The following is a 14,400-nucleotide window of genomic DNA, read 5'->3' on the forward strand; positions in this document are numbered from 1 at the left end:
GTGACAAAGCACTCATACTTCCGGCGGCGCTGCGCGCGCCGACGCGTACTTCATTGAACCATCTGTTTGGTTTCGTGGGAGGTTCGCCCGACGCTCCGTACTTCGTCCGGGCTTCGATCGAGTGGTCCAACAAGCAGCCGCCCAACCGAAGCCCAGTTCGCAACCCCCAGCCCTTAATTCACCACCAGCACCGGCGCCACGGCCGCCGGATCGCTAATGCTCGGCCGGCCATTTTCCACGTGCCCCGCCAGACGACGCGAGAAGCTGGCGTCGTCATTGCTCGTCACCGTCAAGTCGTACCAGTGATGGCTCGACGCCAGCACCCACGCCTCTTCGATATGTGCCTCCGCCGGGACCAGCACCGGACGCGTCCGTGCCCCATACGCGTTGTCCGTCACCGTCAATCGCGCAACGCCGCCGCCCTTGTTGCTGAACTTCAAAAACACATTGCCGTTCGCAACGTCGTACTGCACCTTGATCTCCGGTAGCGCGGGTTTATTGTGGCCGCGCCCACCCGTCGCCTGCTGCGTATTGCCCTCAAACTTGCGCACGAAGCCGTTCGGCCCGAACACCTCGACCGCGTACACGCCGTTCGTCGTCGTCAGATCGAAGGTCTCGTTGAGCGACTTGCCGGCCTCGACCGTATAGCGCCACGGGCCATCCGTGCGATTCGTCGAGTACACGTAGAAATGCGCGCCTTGACCGCCGGTGTTGGCAAGCACGATCTCGAACGTGTTCTTCTTCACATCCGCGTGACCGTTCACGTGCAATTCGTACGGCAACGCACGAGCGAAACGAATGCCCGATTCCTGCGGATCGAATGCGACTGGCGTCGCAGGCACCGTGGGTTTCGGCTGCGACGTACACTCGTTGGCGATCTGCTGATAGTTGCTCGTATCCGGGAGCGGCGGCACGCTGGCGTCCGGCGTGCGAAAGTCAAACGCTGTCGTCAGATCGCCGCACACCGCACGGCGCCATGCCGTGATATTCGGCTCATACACGCCAAAGCGCGTTTCGATGAAGCGAATCACCGACGTATGGTCGAACACCTGCGAGCATACAAATCCACCCTTGCTCCACGGCGACACGATCGTCATCGGTACGCGTGGGCCGAGGCCGTACGGCAAACCGTCTGCCGTGTACGTGCCGCCACGCGCAGGATTGACCACGTTGTGAATCTCGCCGTCGGTGCTGACCGTCGACTGGCCTTGTGCCGGTGTCGTCGCCGGTTGCGGCGGCACGAGGTGGTCGAAGAAGCCGTCGTTCTCATCGTACATGATGAACAGCACGGTCTTGCTCCACACTTCGGGACTCGACGTCAATGCATCGAGAATCTGCGACGTGTATTCCGCGCCGTAGGCGGGCGTATAGCTCGGATGTTCCGGATAGGCAGCGGGCGGGCACAGCCACGATACCTGTGGCAGATTACCCGCGAGCACGTCGTTCTTCAGGTCCGTGATCGTGCGCACCGTCTGCGCGCGCTCGTACAACGGCGAACCCGGCTGCGCGTTGATGAAGTTCGCGAAGTTTTGCAGAACGTTGGTGCCATAGTTGCCGTTCAACGGGTCCGCGCCAGTGAGACCTTGTTGGTAGATCTGCCATGTGATGCCCGCGGCTTGCAGACGCTCCGGGTACGTGGTCCACGAGAGCAATTGATAATTCGGCGGTCCGTCGCCGTCGACGTAGTCGCTGTTGTCGAGCAGCGGGCCCCCCATCGTGCCGGTCGGATCGACCATGCCGGTCATCAGGTACGAACGGTTCGGGTGCGTCGGCCCCGGCAGCGAACAGAAGTAAGCATCGCAAACCGTAAAGGCGTCGGCTAGTGCGTAGTGGAAGGGAATGTCGCTACGCAAGTAGTAGCCCATCGTCATGTCGGTCTTGTACTGGGGCCACTGGTTGTACGCGCCGTTGTTGATCGCGTAGTGCGTCGGGTACCACGAGTGGTCGAGATCGCCGATGCATTGCGCGCTGGTCGTCTGCGTGTTCAGATGGAACGGCAGCACAGGTTGCGCCGCGTTTTCTTTCGACGGCTGGTACCACACGGGTTGCTGGCCGCCCGGCAGCGGAATCGGGAAGCGGTCGTTATAGCCACGTACGCCGCGCAGATGGCCGAAGTAGTGGTCGAAGGAACGGTTCTCCTGCATGAAAACGACAATGTGCTCGACATCGCGGATCGTGCCGGTGCGCGAAAACGCGGGCACGGCAAGCGCGTTGCGAATGGACTCGGGCAGCGCGGTCAGCGCGGCAGCAGCGCCGGCGGATGAAGCCACGGTCTGCAGGAAACGGCGACGGCTATTTGATGTCATCGAATATCACCTTCTGCGAGTAGAGAAAGAATAGCGCGCCACGCGCGCGCCGGTGGAGTCAGGTCAGTTGCTATTGGCGTTGTCGCCCGGTGCGTAATGCATCACGGGCGCGACTTGCTGGCTGTCGGCAGCGAGACTGGCTTGCATGATCTGGGTGATGGCGTCGGAGGCGGCAGCAGACCCGGCAGCGGGCTCGGCTGCGAGTGGCGCTGATGCATTGAGCATGCCAACCGCGGGGGCTAGCGTGGCGCTTTGCGCAGCATCGTTATTAGCGGCGCCCGGTGATGAAGACGTTGAAGACGTCGAGACCGAGGTGGAGTCGTCGGCGCCGCAACCGCTCAACGCGAAAGTCGCAATTGCAACGAAAGCGACGCTGACCAGGCGAGTGTCTGTTCTCATGTCTGCATCCATTTTGTGGCTGCGAATGCAGTCTCCATTCCTTTCGAGAAATAATTGTGAAACGTTTGCGAGTGAACAAAGCTTAACAATTCGCGTCAGATAATCGAAAGGAAGCGGAAAGCGATAAGCAGGAGAATAGTCACCGTAGCGCCACCCGCCTGAAGTCCAGGCACACCGAAAGAATTGCGGTTTGCATCACTCCGGTACGCGCATGACACACATCGACAGACCTTTCGACATCACGCGTCTCGAAGACGAATGGCTCGAAACAGACGGCTTCGGCGGCTTCGCATCGGGAACCGTCGGCACGCTGCGCACGCGCCGCTATCACGCGTTGCTGCTTACCGCCACGCGTGCGCCCGGCGGGCGCGTGGTGCTAGTCAACGGCATCGAGGCGTGGCTCGAAGCGGACGGCAAGCGTTATCCATTGAGCATGCAGCGCTACGTGCCGGACGTGATCTATCCGGACCTGAGCGCGAGTCTCCTCGCGTTTAGTACCGAGCCATGGCCCACGTGGCGCTTCCAGCCTGATTCGCAGAGCGTGATGACGGCTAAAGTATTCGTGAGCAAGGCGACGGGCGAAACTGTTCTGCGCTGGCGGCTGGAAGGTTCGGGAGTAGCGACCGCTGCGAGCGCGTTCAGTCTGAAAGTCAGGCCTTTGCTGTCCGGCCGCGACTATCACGCGCTGCACCACGAGAATTCCGCGTTCAACTTCAACGCGCAGACGAGTGGCGACCTGGCCTGTGCGAGTTGGCAACCCTATGGCGACCTGCCGGTCATCAACGCTGTAACAAACGGCGTCTACATGCACGCGCCTGATTGGTACCGGAACTTTTGCTACGTTCGCGAGCGCGAGCGGGGCCTGGATTTCAGCGAAGACCTCGCCACGCCCGGCGTGTTCAGCTTCGATCTCGCTGATGGCGAAGCGGTGATGATCTTTAGCGCGTCGATCGAATCGTCAGCGCCGACAGGCACGAAGACAGCCAGCTACGCAACGGAACCGGCTGGCACTGCCGCACGTGTAACCGAATCACTAAGCACCCAATCAGCCACCGCCCACGCAACCGAACTCGCGCGCATCGAACAGCAGCGCCGTTGCGCACTCGGCTCGCGCCTGCAGCGCTCCGCCGACTCCTACGTCGTAGCACGTAACCAAGGCCGCACGATCCTCGCCGGCTTTCCGTGGTTCACCGATTGGGGCCGTGACACGTTCATCGCCATGCGCGGCCTGCTGATCGTGACGGGCCGCCTCGACGAAGCCGAAGCGATCCTGCTCGGATGGTCAGGCACCTTGTCCGAAGGCATGCTGCCGAATCGTTTCCCCGACTATGGCGATACCCCGGAATACAACTCCGTCGATGCATCGTTATGGTTTGTCATCGCCGTCCACGACTATCTGGCAACGAACCACGCAAAGGCCGACACCCAAGCGCGCCTGCAGCAGGCAGTCGAAGCCATCCTCACGGGTTACACGAACGGCACGCGCTTCAACATCAAGGCATCCGCCGACGACGGCCTTCTCAGCGCCGGCGTTCCAGGCGTACAGCTTACGTGGATGGATGCAAAGGTCGGCGACTGGGTGGTCACGCCGCGCATCGGCAAACCGGTGGAAGTGCAGGCGCTCTGGATCAACGCATTGCGCATTGCAGCAACGTGGAATCCGCAGTGGCAGCAATCTGCGCAGCGAGCGTTGCAAGCGTTTCATGAACGCTTCACCGATCCGTCGACGCAAACGCTGGTCGACATCGTCGACGTGGATTTTGTGCAAGGCACGGTCGATCGCTCGATCCGCCCGAACCAGATTTTCGCCGTAGGCGGTCTGCCATTTCCGTTACTCGAAGGCGCGGCTGCGCGGGCCGTGGTCGATCAGGTCGAAGCGCAATTGCTCACGCCGCTTGGCCTCAGAACACTGGCCCCGTCCGATCCGGCCTACCGCGGGCACTATGGCGGCACGCCGCTGGAGCGCGATGGCGCCTATCATCAAGGGACGGTCTGGCCATGGCTGCTAGGCCCGTTCGTCGAAGCATGGCTACGGGTTCACGGTACCGAGCCAGATGCCCGTGCACAAGCCACAGCGCGTTTTCTCGCCCCCCTGTACGCGCATCTCGATCACGCCGGCCTCGACCATCTCTCCGAAATCGCCGACGGCGACGCGCCGCACACGCCCGCCGGCACACCGTTTCAGGCATGGTCGCTGGGGGAGTTGCTGCGCATCGAAAACCTGCTTGCCCGGTAGGAGCCCATCGCCGCCTAAACCGCGCTACGATGTGAATCCCACCGCCAGGCCCGTCGCAAGGACATCGTCATGCCACCGCTGCGCGCTGCCAATCTGTTCGCCACGATCGAAGGCTCCCGCCTCCATTCCGCCGACTGCGCCCATTGGCAGCGCTGGGGGCCGTACCTCAGCGAGCGTCAGTGGGGCACCGTGCGCGAGGATTACAGCGCGGACGGCACCGCCTGGGACCACTTTCCGCACGATCACGCGCGCAGCCGCGCCTACCGTTGGGGCGAAGACGGCATCGCCGGTTTCGGCGACGACAAACTCAGCTGGTGTGTGTCGCTCGCGCTGTGGAACCGCAAAGACCCGATCCTGAAGGAGCGTCTGTTCGGCCTCACCAACGCGCAGGGCAATCACGGCGAGGATGTGAAGGAGCTGTACTTCTACGTCGATGGCACACCTACGCATTCGTACATGCGGATGCTCTACAAGTATCCGCACGCCGCCTTTCCGTACGAGAACCTGGTTGAGGAAAACGCGCGGCGTGGCGGTGACATGCCGGAATACGAAATCCTCGACACCGGCGTGTTCGACGATCTGTGTTACTTCGACGTGCAGGTCGAATACGCGAAACATACGCCCGACGACATCCTGATGCGCGTCACGATCGAGAATCGTGCCGGCGAGGCGGCCTCGCTCGACGTGCTGCCGCAGATCTGGGCGCGCAATTCGTGGTCGTGGAAGGAGAACAAGGACAAGCCGTCGCTCGTAGCAGGCAAGGACCACGACGGTGAGGCTTACGTGACCGGCCGTCAGCATGGCCATGAGCCGATCGTCGTGACAGCGTGGTCGAAAGACGCGCCGCAGATGGCGTGGCTGTTCTGCGAGAACGACACCAACGTCAAGCGCCTGTTCAACATGGACGGCGCCGGGCCGTTCAAGGACGGCTTCAATGACTACCTCGTCCACGGCGACGAACAGGCGATACGCCGCGACGCCGGCACCAAGGCGGGCGCGCACGCATCGATCAAGCTCGGCCCGCATGGCCGCGCGGTGGTGTACATGCGCTGGCGTCCGCAGTCGAGTCCCGATAACGTGCAACTCGATGCCGATGCGGTGTTCGCTCACCGCATTGCCGAGGCCGACGAGTTCTATGGCGCGCTGCAACACGAGATCGACGATCCCGACGCGCGCCTTGTGCAGCGCCAGGCGCTCGCCGGCATGTTGTGGTCCAAGCAGTACTACCAGTACGACGTGCAGCGCTGGCTCGAAGGCGATCCGCTGCAACCCAGGCCGCCGGAGTCCCGCAAGCGCGGCCGCAATGTGGACTGGCGGCATCTGTGCAACGCGGACATCGTGTCGATGCCCGATAAGTGGGAATACCCGTGGTACGCGTCGTGGGACCTGGCGTTTCATGCGACTGCGTTCGCGCTGATCGATCCCGCGTTTGCCAAGCGTCAATTGCTGCTGCTGGTGAAGGACCGTTTTCAGCATCCGAACGGCCAGATGCCCGCCTACGAATGGGCGCTCGGCGACGCGAATCCCCCTGTGCATGCCTGGGCTGCGTGGCGCGTGTATGAAATCGACCGTGCGCTCACGGGCAAAGCGGATCGCGATTTTCTGGAACTTGTCTTCCACAAGCTGCTGCTGAACTTCACGTGGTGGGTGAACCGCAAGGATGCGGACGGTCGCAACATTTTCCAGGGCGGCTTTCTCGGGCTGGACAACGTCGGCATTTTCGACCGCTCGTCGCCGCTACCTACCGGCGGCCATATCGATCAGGCCGACGGTACCGCGTGGATGGCCGCGTACGCGCTCGACCTGATGCGGATCGCGCTCGAACTGGCGTATGCGAACCACGTGTTCGTCGATATCGGCGTGAAGTTCTTCGAGCACTTCCTGTATATCGCCGAGGCCGTGAGTTGCGACGACGGCTGCGATACCGGCCTATGGGACAGCGAAGACGAATTTTTCTACGACAAGCTGCGCCTGCCCGACGGCAGCAATATTCCCATGCGCCTGCGCTCGATCGTCGGCCTGATTCCGCTTTTTGCCGTACATGTGCTCGAAGAACGTCTGCATGGTCACTTGCCGGGTCTGCGCGAGCGGCTCGTCTGGTTCCTTGAACATCGCCCCGATCTGGCGAAGCTGGTTTCGCGCTGGAACCAGCCCGGCAAGGGCAATGCGTTGCTGCTCTCGCTATTGCGCGGGCATCGGATGAAAGCATTGCTGCGCCGTGCGCTCGACGAAAGCGAATTCCTCTCCGATCACGGCGTGCGGGCGCTGTCGCAAATCCATCGCGACCATCCATTCGAGTTTGACCACAACGGCACCCGCGTCACCGTCAAGTATCTGCCGGCCGAATCCGATACGCGCGTGTTCGGCGGCAATTCGAACTGGCGTGGACCGGTGTGGATGCCGGTGAACTATCTGCTGATTGAATCGCTGTACGAATTTCATCGCTATTACGGCGATGATTTCCGTGTCGAATATCCGACCGGTTCGGGGCAGAAGTTCTCGCTCAGCGAAATCGGCGATGAACTGGCGCGCCGGGCGACCACCCTGTTCCTGAAGGACAAAAACGGTGAACGTCCGGTGATGGGCGCGTATCCACTCTTGCAGGCTGACCCGCGTTCGCGCGATCTCGTGCTGTTCCATGAGTATTTTCATGGCGACAACGGGCGCGGCGTGGGCGCGTCGCATCAAACCGGCTGGAGCGGGCTGGTGGCGTTGCTCCTGCAACCGAGGGCAGTGGCCGCATCGGGCAGTGTGCCACTGGCAGGCGAGCCGGACCGGGCGCCCATACCAACATCGCCAAACTCCACTTCGGCGCCTGCTCCTGCATGCCCACCCGAGTCCGCGCCCGAACCCGCGCCTGCGCTGGCAGCGGCGGTGACCAAGTAACGGCTTCCTTAGGCGAATCCCATGTCGACTACTCCGAATACCCCAACTTCCACGAGCCACGAACCCAGTTGCAAAGTCCGCGCGGGTCCGCATGAGGGACCGTCGTCGCCGGCCGGCAAGCGGCCCGCGCCGTCTTGCACGCTGGTGATCTTCGGTGCCGGCGGCGACCTGACCAAGCGCCTGCTGATGCCCGCGCTGTATAACCTCGCGGTGGACGGCCTGCTCGACGACGGCATGAAGATCATCGGCGTGAATCACGGCGCGCGCGAGACGAGCGCATGGCGCGAAGACCTGCACACGTCGCTGCAGCAATTCGCCGCCGACAAAGCCAGCACCTTCCACGCGGGCAAGCTCGACGACACAGCGTGGGACTGGGTCGCGCAGCGGCTCGAATACATGGCCGGCGAGTTCGAAACCGACGATACGTTCACGAAGCTCAAGCAAAAGCTCGATCAATCGTCGGGCGGCAATGTGATTTTTTACCTGGCGGTCAGCTCGCGCTTTTTCAAGCCGATCGTCGAGCATCTCGGCAAGGCGGGCTTGCTGAAAGAAGGCGAGGGCCGCGCGGGTGGCGCGGCTGGCTTTCGCCGCCTCGTGATCGAGAAGCCGTTCGGCACCGATCTCGCTTCGGCACGCGATCTGAACGCGCACATCCTGTCGTATGCGAACGAGTCGCAGGTGTATCGCATCGATCACTTTCTCGGCAAGGACACGGTGCAGAGCATTCTCGCTGTGCGTTTCGCGAACGCGTTGTTCGAGCCGATCTGGCGGCGCGAACATATCGACAGCGTCCAGATCACCGCCGCCGAAACGATCGGCGTGGAAGGGCGCGGCAAGTTTTACGAGCAGACCGGCGCGTTCCGCGACATGCTGCCGAATCATCTGTTTCAATTGCTCGGCATGGTCGCCATGGAACCGCCCAATTCGTTCGATGCGGAAGCCGTGCGCGACAAGAAGGCTGAAATCTTCGACGCGATCCTGCCGTTGACCGCTGACGATGTCGTCTTCGGTCAATACGAAAAGGGGCCGGCGGGCGTTGGCTATCGTGAGGAACCGGACGTCGCACCGGGCAGCACGACGGAAACCTACGCCGCCGCGCGCGTGTATGTCGAGAACTGGCGCTGGGCGGGCGTGCCGTTCTATTTGCGCACCGGTAAGCGGCTTGCCGCGCGCCGCACGGAGATATCGGTGCAACTCAAGCCGGTGCCGTTTCGCCTGTTCCGCGACACGCCGGTCGACGCGCTGACGCCGAATGTGCTGACCTTGCGCATCGATCCCGCGCACGGCACGAGTTTCGACTTCAACGTGAAGACGCCGGGACCAGTGATGCGGGTCGGCGCGGTTCAATCGTCATTCGACTACGCCGACTTCTTCGCGGACCAGGCCAATGTCGGCTACGAGACCTTGCTATATGACTGCATGCTGGGCGACGAGACACTGTTCCAGCGCGCCGACAGCATCGAAACAAGCTGGTGCGCGGTGGACGATGTGCTGCACCCGAAGACCGGCGGTGCGATACCGGTGCACGGTTATGCGGCTGGCGGCGAGGGACCTGCCGAAGCGGACGCGCTGCTCGCACGAGACGGCCATGCATGGCGGCCTTTGAAACAGGATGCAATCGAAAAGAAGTAACTCCATGAGACGCACCGACACAATCGGGGGACACCGTGGTCACACGTAAGACGAAAGTAAAAAGCAGTACCGAGCGAATTCTGGCGATCGACGTGGGCGGCACCGGCTTGAAAGCCGCGATCATCGATGCGGATGGGCAGATGAAAACCGACCGATTGCGCGTGCCTACGCCGCATCCGTGCACGCCGGATCAACTGGTCGATGCATTGGCGAAGCTGGTCGAGCCGCTCGTCAAAAAGGAGACGCCCACGCTGATGTCGATCGGCTTTCCTGGCGTGGTGCGCAACAACCGCATTCTAACGGCGCCACACTTTGGCGTTGAAGGCTGGCACGACATCCCGCTAGCGGATTCGCTGGCGCAGCGCCTGGGTGGTTTGCCGGTGCGGATGATCAATGATGCCGAGATGCAGGGCTTTGCCGCGATCGAAGGTCATGGGCTCGAATTCGTGCTGACGCTTGGCACAGGCGCGGGCACGGCGATGTTCCGCGACGGCGAGCTGATGCCTCACCTTGAGCTTGCGCATCATCCTGTCAGCAAGAAGGGCGTGGCGTACGACGAGTACATCGGCGACGCGGCGCGAGAGAAGACGGGGAATAAGCGCTGGAATCGCCGGGTGCAGAAGGTGATCGGGATTCTCGATGCGCTGGTGAACTACGACAAGCTGTGGATTGGTGGTGGCAACGCGGCGCGGTTGACGTTCAAGTTGCCCGAGAACGTCGCGACAGTATCGAACGATGCAGGAATAGAAGGCGGCGCGCGGCTGTGGCATCCGAAGTCATTGCGTGAAACGCGGCAGTTGCCGGAGGCGAATGCGCGGACTGGCCGGTTCAAGTGATACGTGATGCGTGCGATGTCGTTGAGCGATTCACGTTGCGTCGGCGGAATAAAGCGGCAGGTCGATACGTTTGACCATCCGGTGCCGCGACACCTACGCTCGCGCGTTTCCCTGCGGCCGCTTTTTTTCGACTAGCCATCAAACCTGAAACGAGGGACGGTCAACGATGATTCGAATCAATGACGCCAGCATTGCGCGACGCCTGCTCGCTGCAAGTGTTTGCGTTTCTCTGGCTTTAACTGCGGTCAATGTCCGCGCGGCGGATGCCTTCGCGCTGTCGTCGCCGGGTGTGACCGATGGCGGCACGCTGGATTCGAGCCATGCGGCGAGCGCGAACAATTGCGGTGGCGGGAATGTGTCGCCGGCCTTGCAATGGCGGAACGCACCTGCCGGCACGAAGAGTTACGCAATTACGATTTTCGACCCGGACGGCGCAAAGGGATTGGGAATTGTGCACTGGGTGCTCTATGGCGTCGCGCCTTCGGCGACCGGGCTTGATGCCGGCGCTACGCCGCCGGCCGGCAGTGTGGCCGGAACGAACCGGACGGGCGGCCCGGGATATTACGGACCCTGTCCACCCGTCGGAGAGGTTCCGCATCATTACACCGTGCAGATTTATGCACTTGATTTGCCGCCCGACGCATTGCCGGCAGGTTTGACACGGGACGCGTTGCAGGCGGCCATGAAGAATCATGTGCTTGCCGCTACCAGTACGGTGCTGCGATACGGACGATGATTTCTCCTGCCTTGACGGCGGCGGCCGTGCAACCAACCAGCGCCGCCGTCAAAGAAGCAAAACACTACCTGGCGGCATCGCCCCATCGATATTCCAGACTAACCTCGTCGAGCTGCGCCTTGACATGCGCGTCGAGCACAAATTCCGGAGCAGCCAGCGTATCGCTCAATTGCTCGGCGCGGCTGGCGCCAATAATCGCCGAGGTAATCAGCGGATTGGCCAACACCCAGGCAAGCGAAACCCGAGTCAACGACTCGCCGGTCGATGACGCGATCGCCTTCAACTTTTCGATCGTTTCGAACTCGCGCTGATGCCAGTACCGCTCCTGGTACATCGCCCCCGCCTTGCCGACTGTATCGGTAAATCGCCCGGACGTGGGCGCTGCATCCACCCGATGCTTGCCTGTCAGCAAGCCACCCGCCAGCGGGTTGTAAGGCATGACGGCGAGTTCCTCTTCATCCGCCAACGGCAACAACTCTCTCTCGATCTGCCGGAACAACAGGTTATACCGGGGCTGCACCGATACAAATCGCGACACGCGCAACACATCGGCGCGGCCTAGAGCCCGCGCCAGCCGATAGGCCAGGAAATTCGACACGCCGATATACCGTGCCTTGCCCGATCGTACGATCACGTCCAGCGCCTCGAGCGTTTCATCGAGCGGCGTATTCGCGTCGTCGGAATGGAGCTGGTACAGGTCCACGTAATCCGTGCCGAGCCGCCGCAGTGATGCGTCGATCGCGTCCAGCAGATGCTTGCGCGACGCACCCTGGTCCCACGCAGACGGCCCCATCTTGCCAACCGCCTTGGTCGCCAGAATAAAGCGGTCGCGTTTGCCCTTCAGCCACCGGCCGACGATCTCCTCCGTGCGCCCGGCAATGCTCTCGCCGCCGCCGAGCGGATAGACGTTGGCGGTATCGATGAAGTTCACGCCGGCATCCGCCGCCGTGTCGAGAATGCGATGCGAATCGTTTTCTTCAGTTTGCAGGCCAAAGGTCATCGTGCCGAGGCACAGGCGCGAAACGGTCAGGCCGGTGCGGCCGAATTTGCGGTATTGCATGGTCAACTCCGAAGCAGGACGGAACGGTAGCGGTATGCGGCGTTGAAAAAAGGATAAACGATGTGGCGATTTCGCGTTCGATCACCCGTGGCTCGCCCGCCCGGAACCCTGCACGCCCGCCAGCGGGAAAGTAGGCACCCGCGCTAGAATCTTCGCAGACGTCCAAAATGTTGGCCCCGCCGGAATTCTGCCGATGACCACACTCCCCAATCAGATCGACGCCGCGCTGATGTCGCGGCGCTCGATCCGCGCCTTTCTGCCCACGCCGGTCGCGCGCGCCGATATCGAAGCGATTCTCGAAACGGCCAGCCGCGCGCCATCGGGCACCAACACTCAACCGTGGAGGGTTTACGTGATGACGGGCGAGTCGCTCGCCCGGCTGTCGCAGACTTTGGTCGCCGCCTATAACGATCCCCGGCGCGACGCGCTGTATCAGGAAGAGTATCGCTACTACCCGCATCAATGGGTGTCGCCGTATATCGATCGCCGCCGCAAGGTTGGCTGGGATCTGTACGGCCTGCTGGGCATCGAAAAGGGCGACAAGGCGCGCATGCATGAACAGCACGCTCAGAACTATCGTTTTTTCGGTGCGCCGGTCGGCCTGTTCTTTTCGATCGAGCGGGTGATGGAGCGCGGCAGCTGGCTGGACTACGGCATGTTCTTGCAAGCGGTCATGACGGCGGCGCGCGGCCGTGGTCTCGATACTTGTCCGCAGGCAGCATTTACGCCGTTTCATCGCGTGATTTCCGAGCATCTCGGGCTGCCGGACGAAGAGCAACTGGTGTGCGGCATGTCGCTCGGTTTCGCTGACGAAAGCGCGCTGATCAATACGTTACGCACCGAGCGCGAACCGGTTGAACGGTTCACGCGATTCCTGGATTGACGGTATCCCCACTTCCCCTCGGACCATGATGAAAACCTCACGCCGCCATTTTCTGATGCTGAGTGTGGGCATGAGCTCATCGCTCATGCTGTCCCGCATTGCTTTCGCCGACACCGCGGACACACTGAGCGAAGCTGATCCGAAGGCGCAAGCCGTCGGCTATAAAGAAGATGCATCGATGGTCGACAAGGCGAAATTCCCGGCCTATACCGCCGGGCAAACCTGCGCCAACTGCTCGCTGTTCCAGGGTAAAGCCACGGACACCTACGGCGGCTGCACTCTGTTCGGCGACAAGCAGGTCGCCGCGCGCGGCTGGTGCAGTTCGTATTCGAATATGTGACCGCGCGCGGGCAGGGGTGATTAAAAAAACGCCGTGGCCCTAGTTCAACGCGCTCAATACCAGGTCATGCGAATGACCGATCCAAATCGCCGCGTCACGGTGGTCGCGCAAGGCGTCGCCGGTATTCGGGTGCAGAAAAATATCGAGCGCGCCGTGATTCAGCGTGAGCCAGCCGACGAGTTCGGCGAACTGCTCTTGCGCGAACGCGAGCTGATACGACCACATCGGATGTGGCCCAACCGGGCGTTCGTGAAAACGGCCCATTTGCAGTTTGCCGTTCCAGTGTGCTTCGATCTGCTCGCGAAAAGCCCACGCGGCGTCGCGGCTGTCTGAATCGAAGTAAACGTGGGCGTGCCAGCTTTCGATGGCCGAAATATCGCGAAGGGTCATAACAAGGTCCGTACCGGTTCCGTTTATCAGACACCCATTCTGCTTGAGTTTCCGCCGACGCGTGCGGCGCATACCTACGCGCCGATTCGGCAAATTGACCTGCCAATTCCCCTCGTTTCGCGCAATTGCATTCGCGCACTCTCACATAAACTGTTTTCCATGGAGCGACAAGTCACCGAGCCCATCGACGCGGTCTTCCCCCGCGTTGTTTTGAACCGTACCGTTGATAGCAGTTTGCCGCGGTTGTTTAACGTGGCAGGGCAGTAAAGCAGTAGGAAGTCGAAGCAATGCAAAAAGTGCGCGATCGAAGCAACAATGCGCGCGAATCCGCAGGGGGTTGCAGCGAGGTGATGTTGATAGCGAGGGACCGAGCTGTAACGCAGTAGCAGTTCAAGTAGCAACAGCTTTGTTAGTTTGTGGTGGGTATAGGTCGGCAAGCATCCACGCGCCTGTACGACTCTCCATCCTGTCCGACCCTGTTCCCTCGCGGGAACAGGGTTTTTTTTCGTCCGTGCGGCCAATACGACTTGTATTTCGCCGGTCCGAACCTATATGGCAGAGTTGCATTTCAGGCTCGCAGCAGGGGACATTCTGCTCGCGCGCGGCGCGATGTCACGCACAAGTCACGCGCAAGTCCTGCACAAGTCACGCGCAATCGAGACTTTGAGTCGTTTAAGTCTGTCTTAATAGTTGCTT

General features: G+C 61.6%; 11 protein-coding genes. 7 read left to right on the forward strand and 4 right to left on the reverse strand.

The genetic code is table 11. From position 1 onward, the window contains the following. Positions 1 to 173: 173 nt before the first annotated feature. Positions 174 to 2,306, reverse strand: coding sequence for a phosphocholine-specific phospholipase C (locus B0G76_RS17780; RefSeq protein WP_120293765.1), 2,133 nt, complete (start codon positions 2,304 to 2,306; stop codon positions 174 to 176). A 63-nt stretch (positions 2,307 to 2,369) separates the two neighbouring features. Further along, positions 2,370 to 2,705: a hypothetical protein gene (locus B0G76_RS17785; protein ID WP_120296473.1), complete on the reverse strand. Its 336-nt coding sequence runs from the start codon at positions 2,703 to 2,705 to the stop codon at positions 2,370 to 2,372. A 211-nt stretch (positions 2,706 to 2,916) separates the two neighbouring features. Here B0G76_RS17785 and B0G76_RS17790 point away from each other — a divergent pair, with 211 nt between their 5' ends. The 5 genes from B0G76_RS17790 to B0G76_RS17810 all read left to right on the forward strand — a co-directional run bounded on the left by B0G76_RS17790 (position 2,917) and on the right by B0G76_RS17810 (position 11,031). Then, positions 2,917 to 4,941, forward strand: a complete 2,025-nt coding sequence (locus tag B0G76_RS17790) for an amylo-alpha-1,6-glucosidase (RefSeq protein WP_120293766.1) — start codon at positions 2,917 to 2,919, stop codon at positions 4,939 to 4,941. A gap of 69 nt (positions 4,942 to 5,010) precedes the next feature. Then, positions 5,011 to 7,827: an MGH1-like glycoside hydrolase domain-containing protein gene (locus B0G76_RS17795; RefSeq protein ID WP_120293767.1), complete on the forward strand. Its 2,817-nt coding sequence runs from the start codon at positions 5,011 to 5,013 to the stop codon at positions 7,825 to 7,827. Positions 7,828 to 7,848: 21 nt separating this feature from the next. After that, on the forward strand, positions 7,849 to 9,459 hold the full coding sequence (gene zwf / locus B0G76_RS17800) for a glucose-6-phosphate dehydrogenase (RefSeq protein ID WP_120293768.1): 1,611 nt from the start codon (positions 7,849 to 7,851) through the stop codon (positions 9,457 to 9,459). A 35-nt stretch (positions 9,460 to 9,494) separates the two neighbouring features. Beyond that, complete coding sequence (locus tag B0G76_RS17805; RefSeq protein WP_120293769.1) at positions 9,495 to 10,295, forward strand: ROK family protein; 801 nt, start codon at positions 9,495 to 9,497, stop codon at positions 10,293 to 10,295. A gap of 166 nt (positions 10,296 to 10,461) precedes the next feature. Continuing rightward, entirely contained in the window at positions 10,462 to 11,031 is a 570-nt protein-coding gene (locus B0G76_RS17810) for a YbhB/YbcL family Raf kinase inhibitor-like protein (RefSeq protein ID WP_120293770.1), read from the forward strand. Positions 11,032 to 11,095: 64 nt separating this feature from the next. On the opposite strand, the gene B0G76_RS17815 is transcribed toward B0G76_RS17810, so the two are convergent. Further along, positions 11,096 to 12,091, reverse strand: coding sequence for an aldo/keto reductase (locus tag B0G76_RS17815; protein WP_120293771.1), 996 nt, complete (start codon positions 12,089 to 12,091; stop codon positions 11,096 to 11,098). Between the two features lie 193 nt (positions 12,092 to 12,284). Here B0G76_RS17815 and B0G76_RS17820 point away from each other — a divergent pair, with 193 nt between their 5' ends. Together B0G76_RS17820 and B0G76_RS17825 are read left to right on the forward strand one after the other, a co-directional pair. Then, positions 12,285 to 12,974, forward strand: coding sequence for a nitroreductase (locus B0G76_RS17820; protein ID WP_120293772.1), 690 nt, complete (start codon positions 12,285 to 12,287; stop codon positions 12,972 to 12,974). A gap of 28 nt (positions 12,975 to 13,002) precedes the next feature. Beyond that, positions 13,003 to 13,314 (forward strand): high-potential iron-sulfur protein, encoded by a 312-nt coding sequence (locus B0G76_RS17825; RefSeq protein WP_120296475.1) that lies wholly within the window; start codon positions 13,003 to 13,005, stop codon positions 13,312 to 13,314. Between the two features lie 39 nt (positions 13,315 to 13,353). Here the strand turns inward: B0G76_RS17825 and B0G76_RS17830 are convergent, their stop codons facing one another. After that, the gene (locus B0G76_RS17830; RefSeq protein ID WP_120293773.1) at positions 13,354 to 13,704 is read right to left on the reverse strand and encodes a DOPA 4,5-dioxygenase family protein; all 351 of its coding nucleotides are present in this window, start codon (positions 13,702 to 13,704) and stop codon (positions 13,354 to 13,356) included. Positions 13,705 to 14,400 lie beyond the last annotated feature (696 nt).

This window comes from Paraburkholderia sp. BL23I1N1 (assembly GCF_003610295.1).
Lineage (GTDB): Bacteria > Pseudomonadota > Gammaproteobacteria > Burkholderiales > Burkholderiaceae > Paraburkholderia.

Bases quoted from the DNA above. Each gene is read 5' to 3' on its own strand.
- B0G76_RS17830 (WP_120293773.1), bottom strand. From the start codon at position 13,704: ATGACCCTTCGCGATATTTCGGCCATCGAAAGCTGGCACGCCCACGTT.
- B0G76_RS17785 (WP_120296473.1), bottom strand. From the start codon at position 2,705: ATGAGAACAGACACTCGCCTGGTCAGCGTCGCTTTCGTTGCAATTGCG.
- B0G76_RS17815 (WP_120293771.1), bottom strand. From the start codon at position 12,091: ATGCAATACCGCAAATTCGGCCGCACCGGCCTGACCGTTTCGCGCCTG.
- B0G76_RS17780 (WP_120293765.1), bottom strand. From the start codon at position 2,306: ATGACATCAAATAGCCGTCGCCGTTTCCTGCAGACCGTGGCTTCATCC.
- zwf (WP_120293768.1), top strand. From the start codon at position 7,849: ATGTCGACTACTCCGAATACCCCAACTTCCACGAGCCACGAACCCAGT.
- B0G76_RS17820 (WP_120293772.1), top strand. From the start codon at position 12,285: ATGACCACACTCCCCAATCAGATCGACGCCGCGCTGATGTCGCGGCGC.
- B0G76_RS17810 (WP_120293770.1), top strand. From the start codon at position 10,462: ATGATTCGAATCAATGACGCCAGCATTGCGCGACGCCTGCTCGCTGCA.
- B0G76_RS17790 (WP_120293766.1), top strand. From the start codon at position 2,917: ATGACACACATCGACAGACCTTTCGACATCACGCGTCTCGAAGACGAA.
- B0G76_RS17795 (WP_120293767.1), top strand. From the start codon at position 5,011: ATGCCACCGCTGCGCGCTGCCAATCTGTTCGCCACGATCGAAGGCTCC.
- B0G76_RS17825 (WP_120296475.1), top strand. From the start codon at position 13,003: ATGAAAACCTCACGCCGCCATTTTCTGATGCTGAGTGTGGGCATGAGC.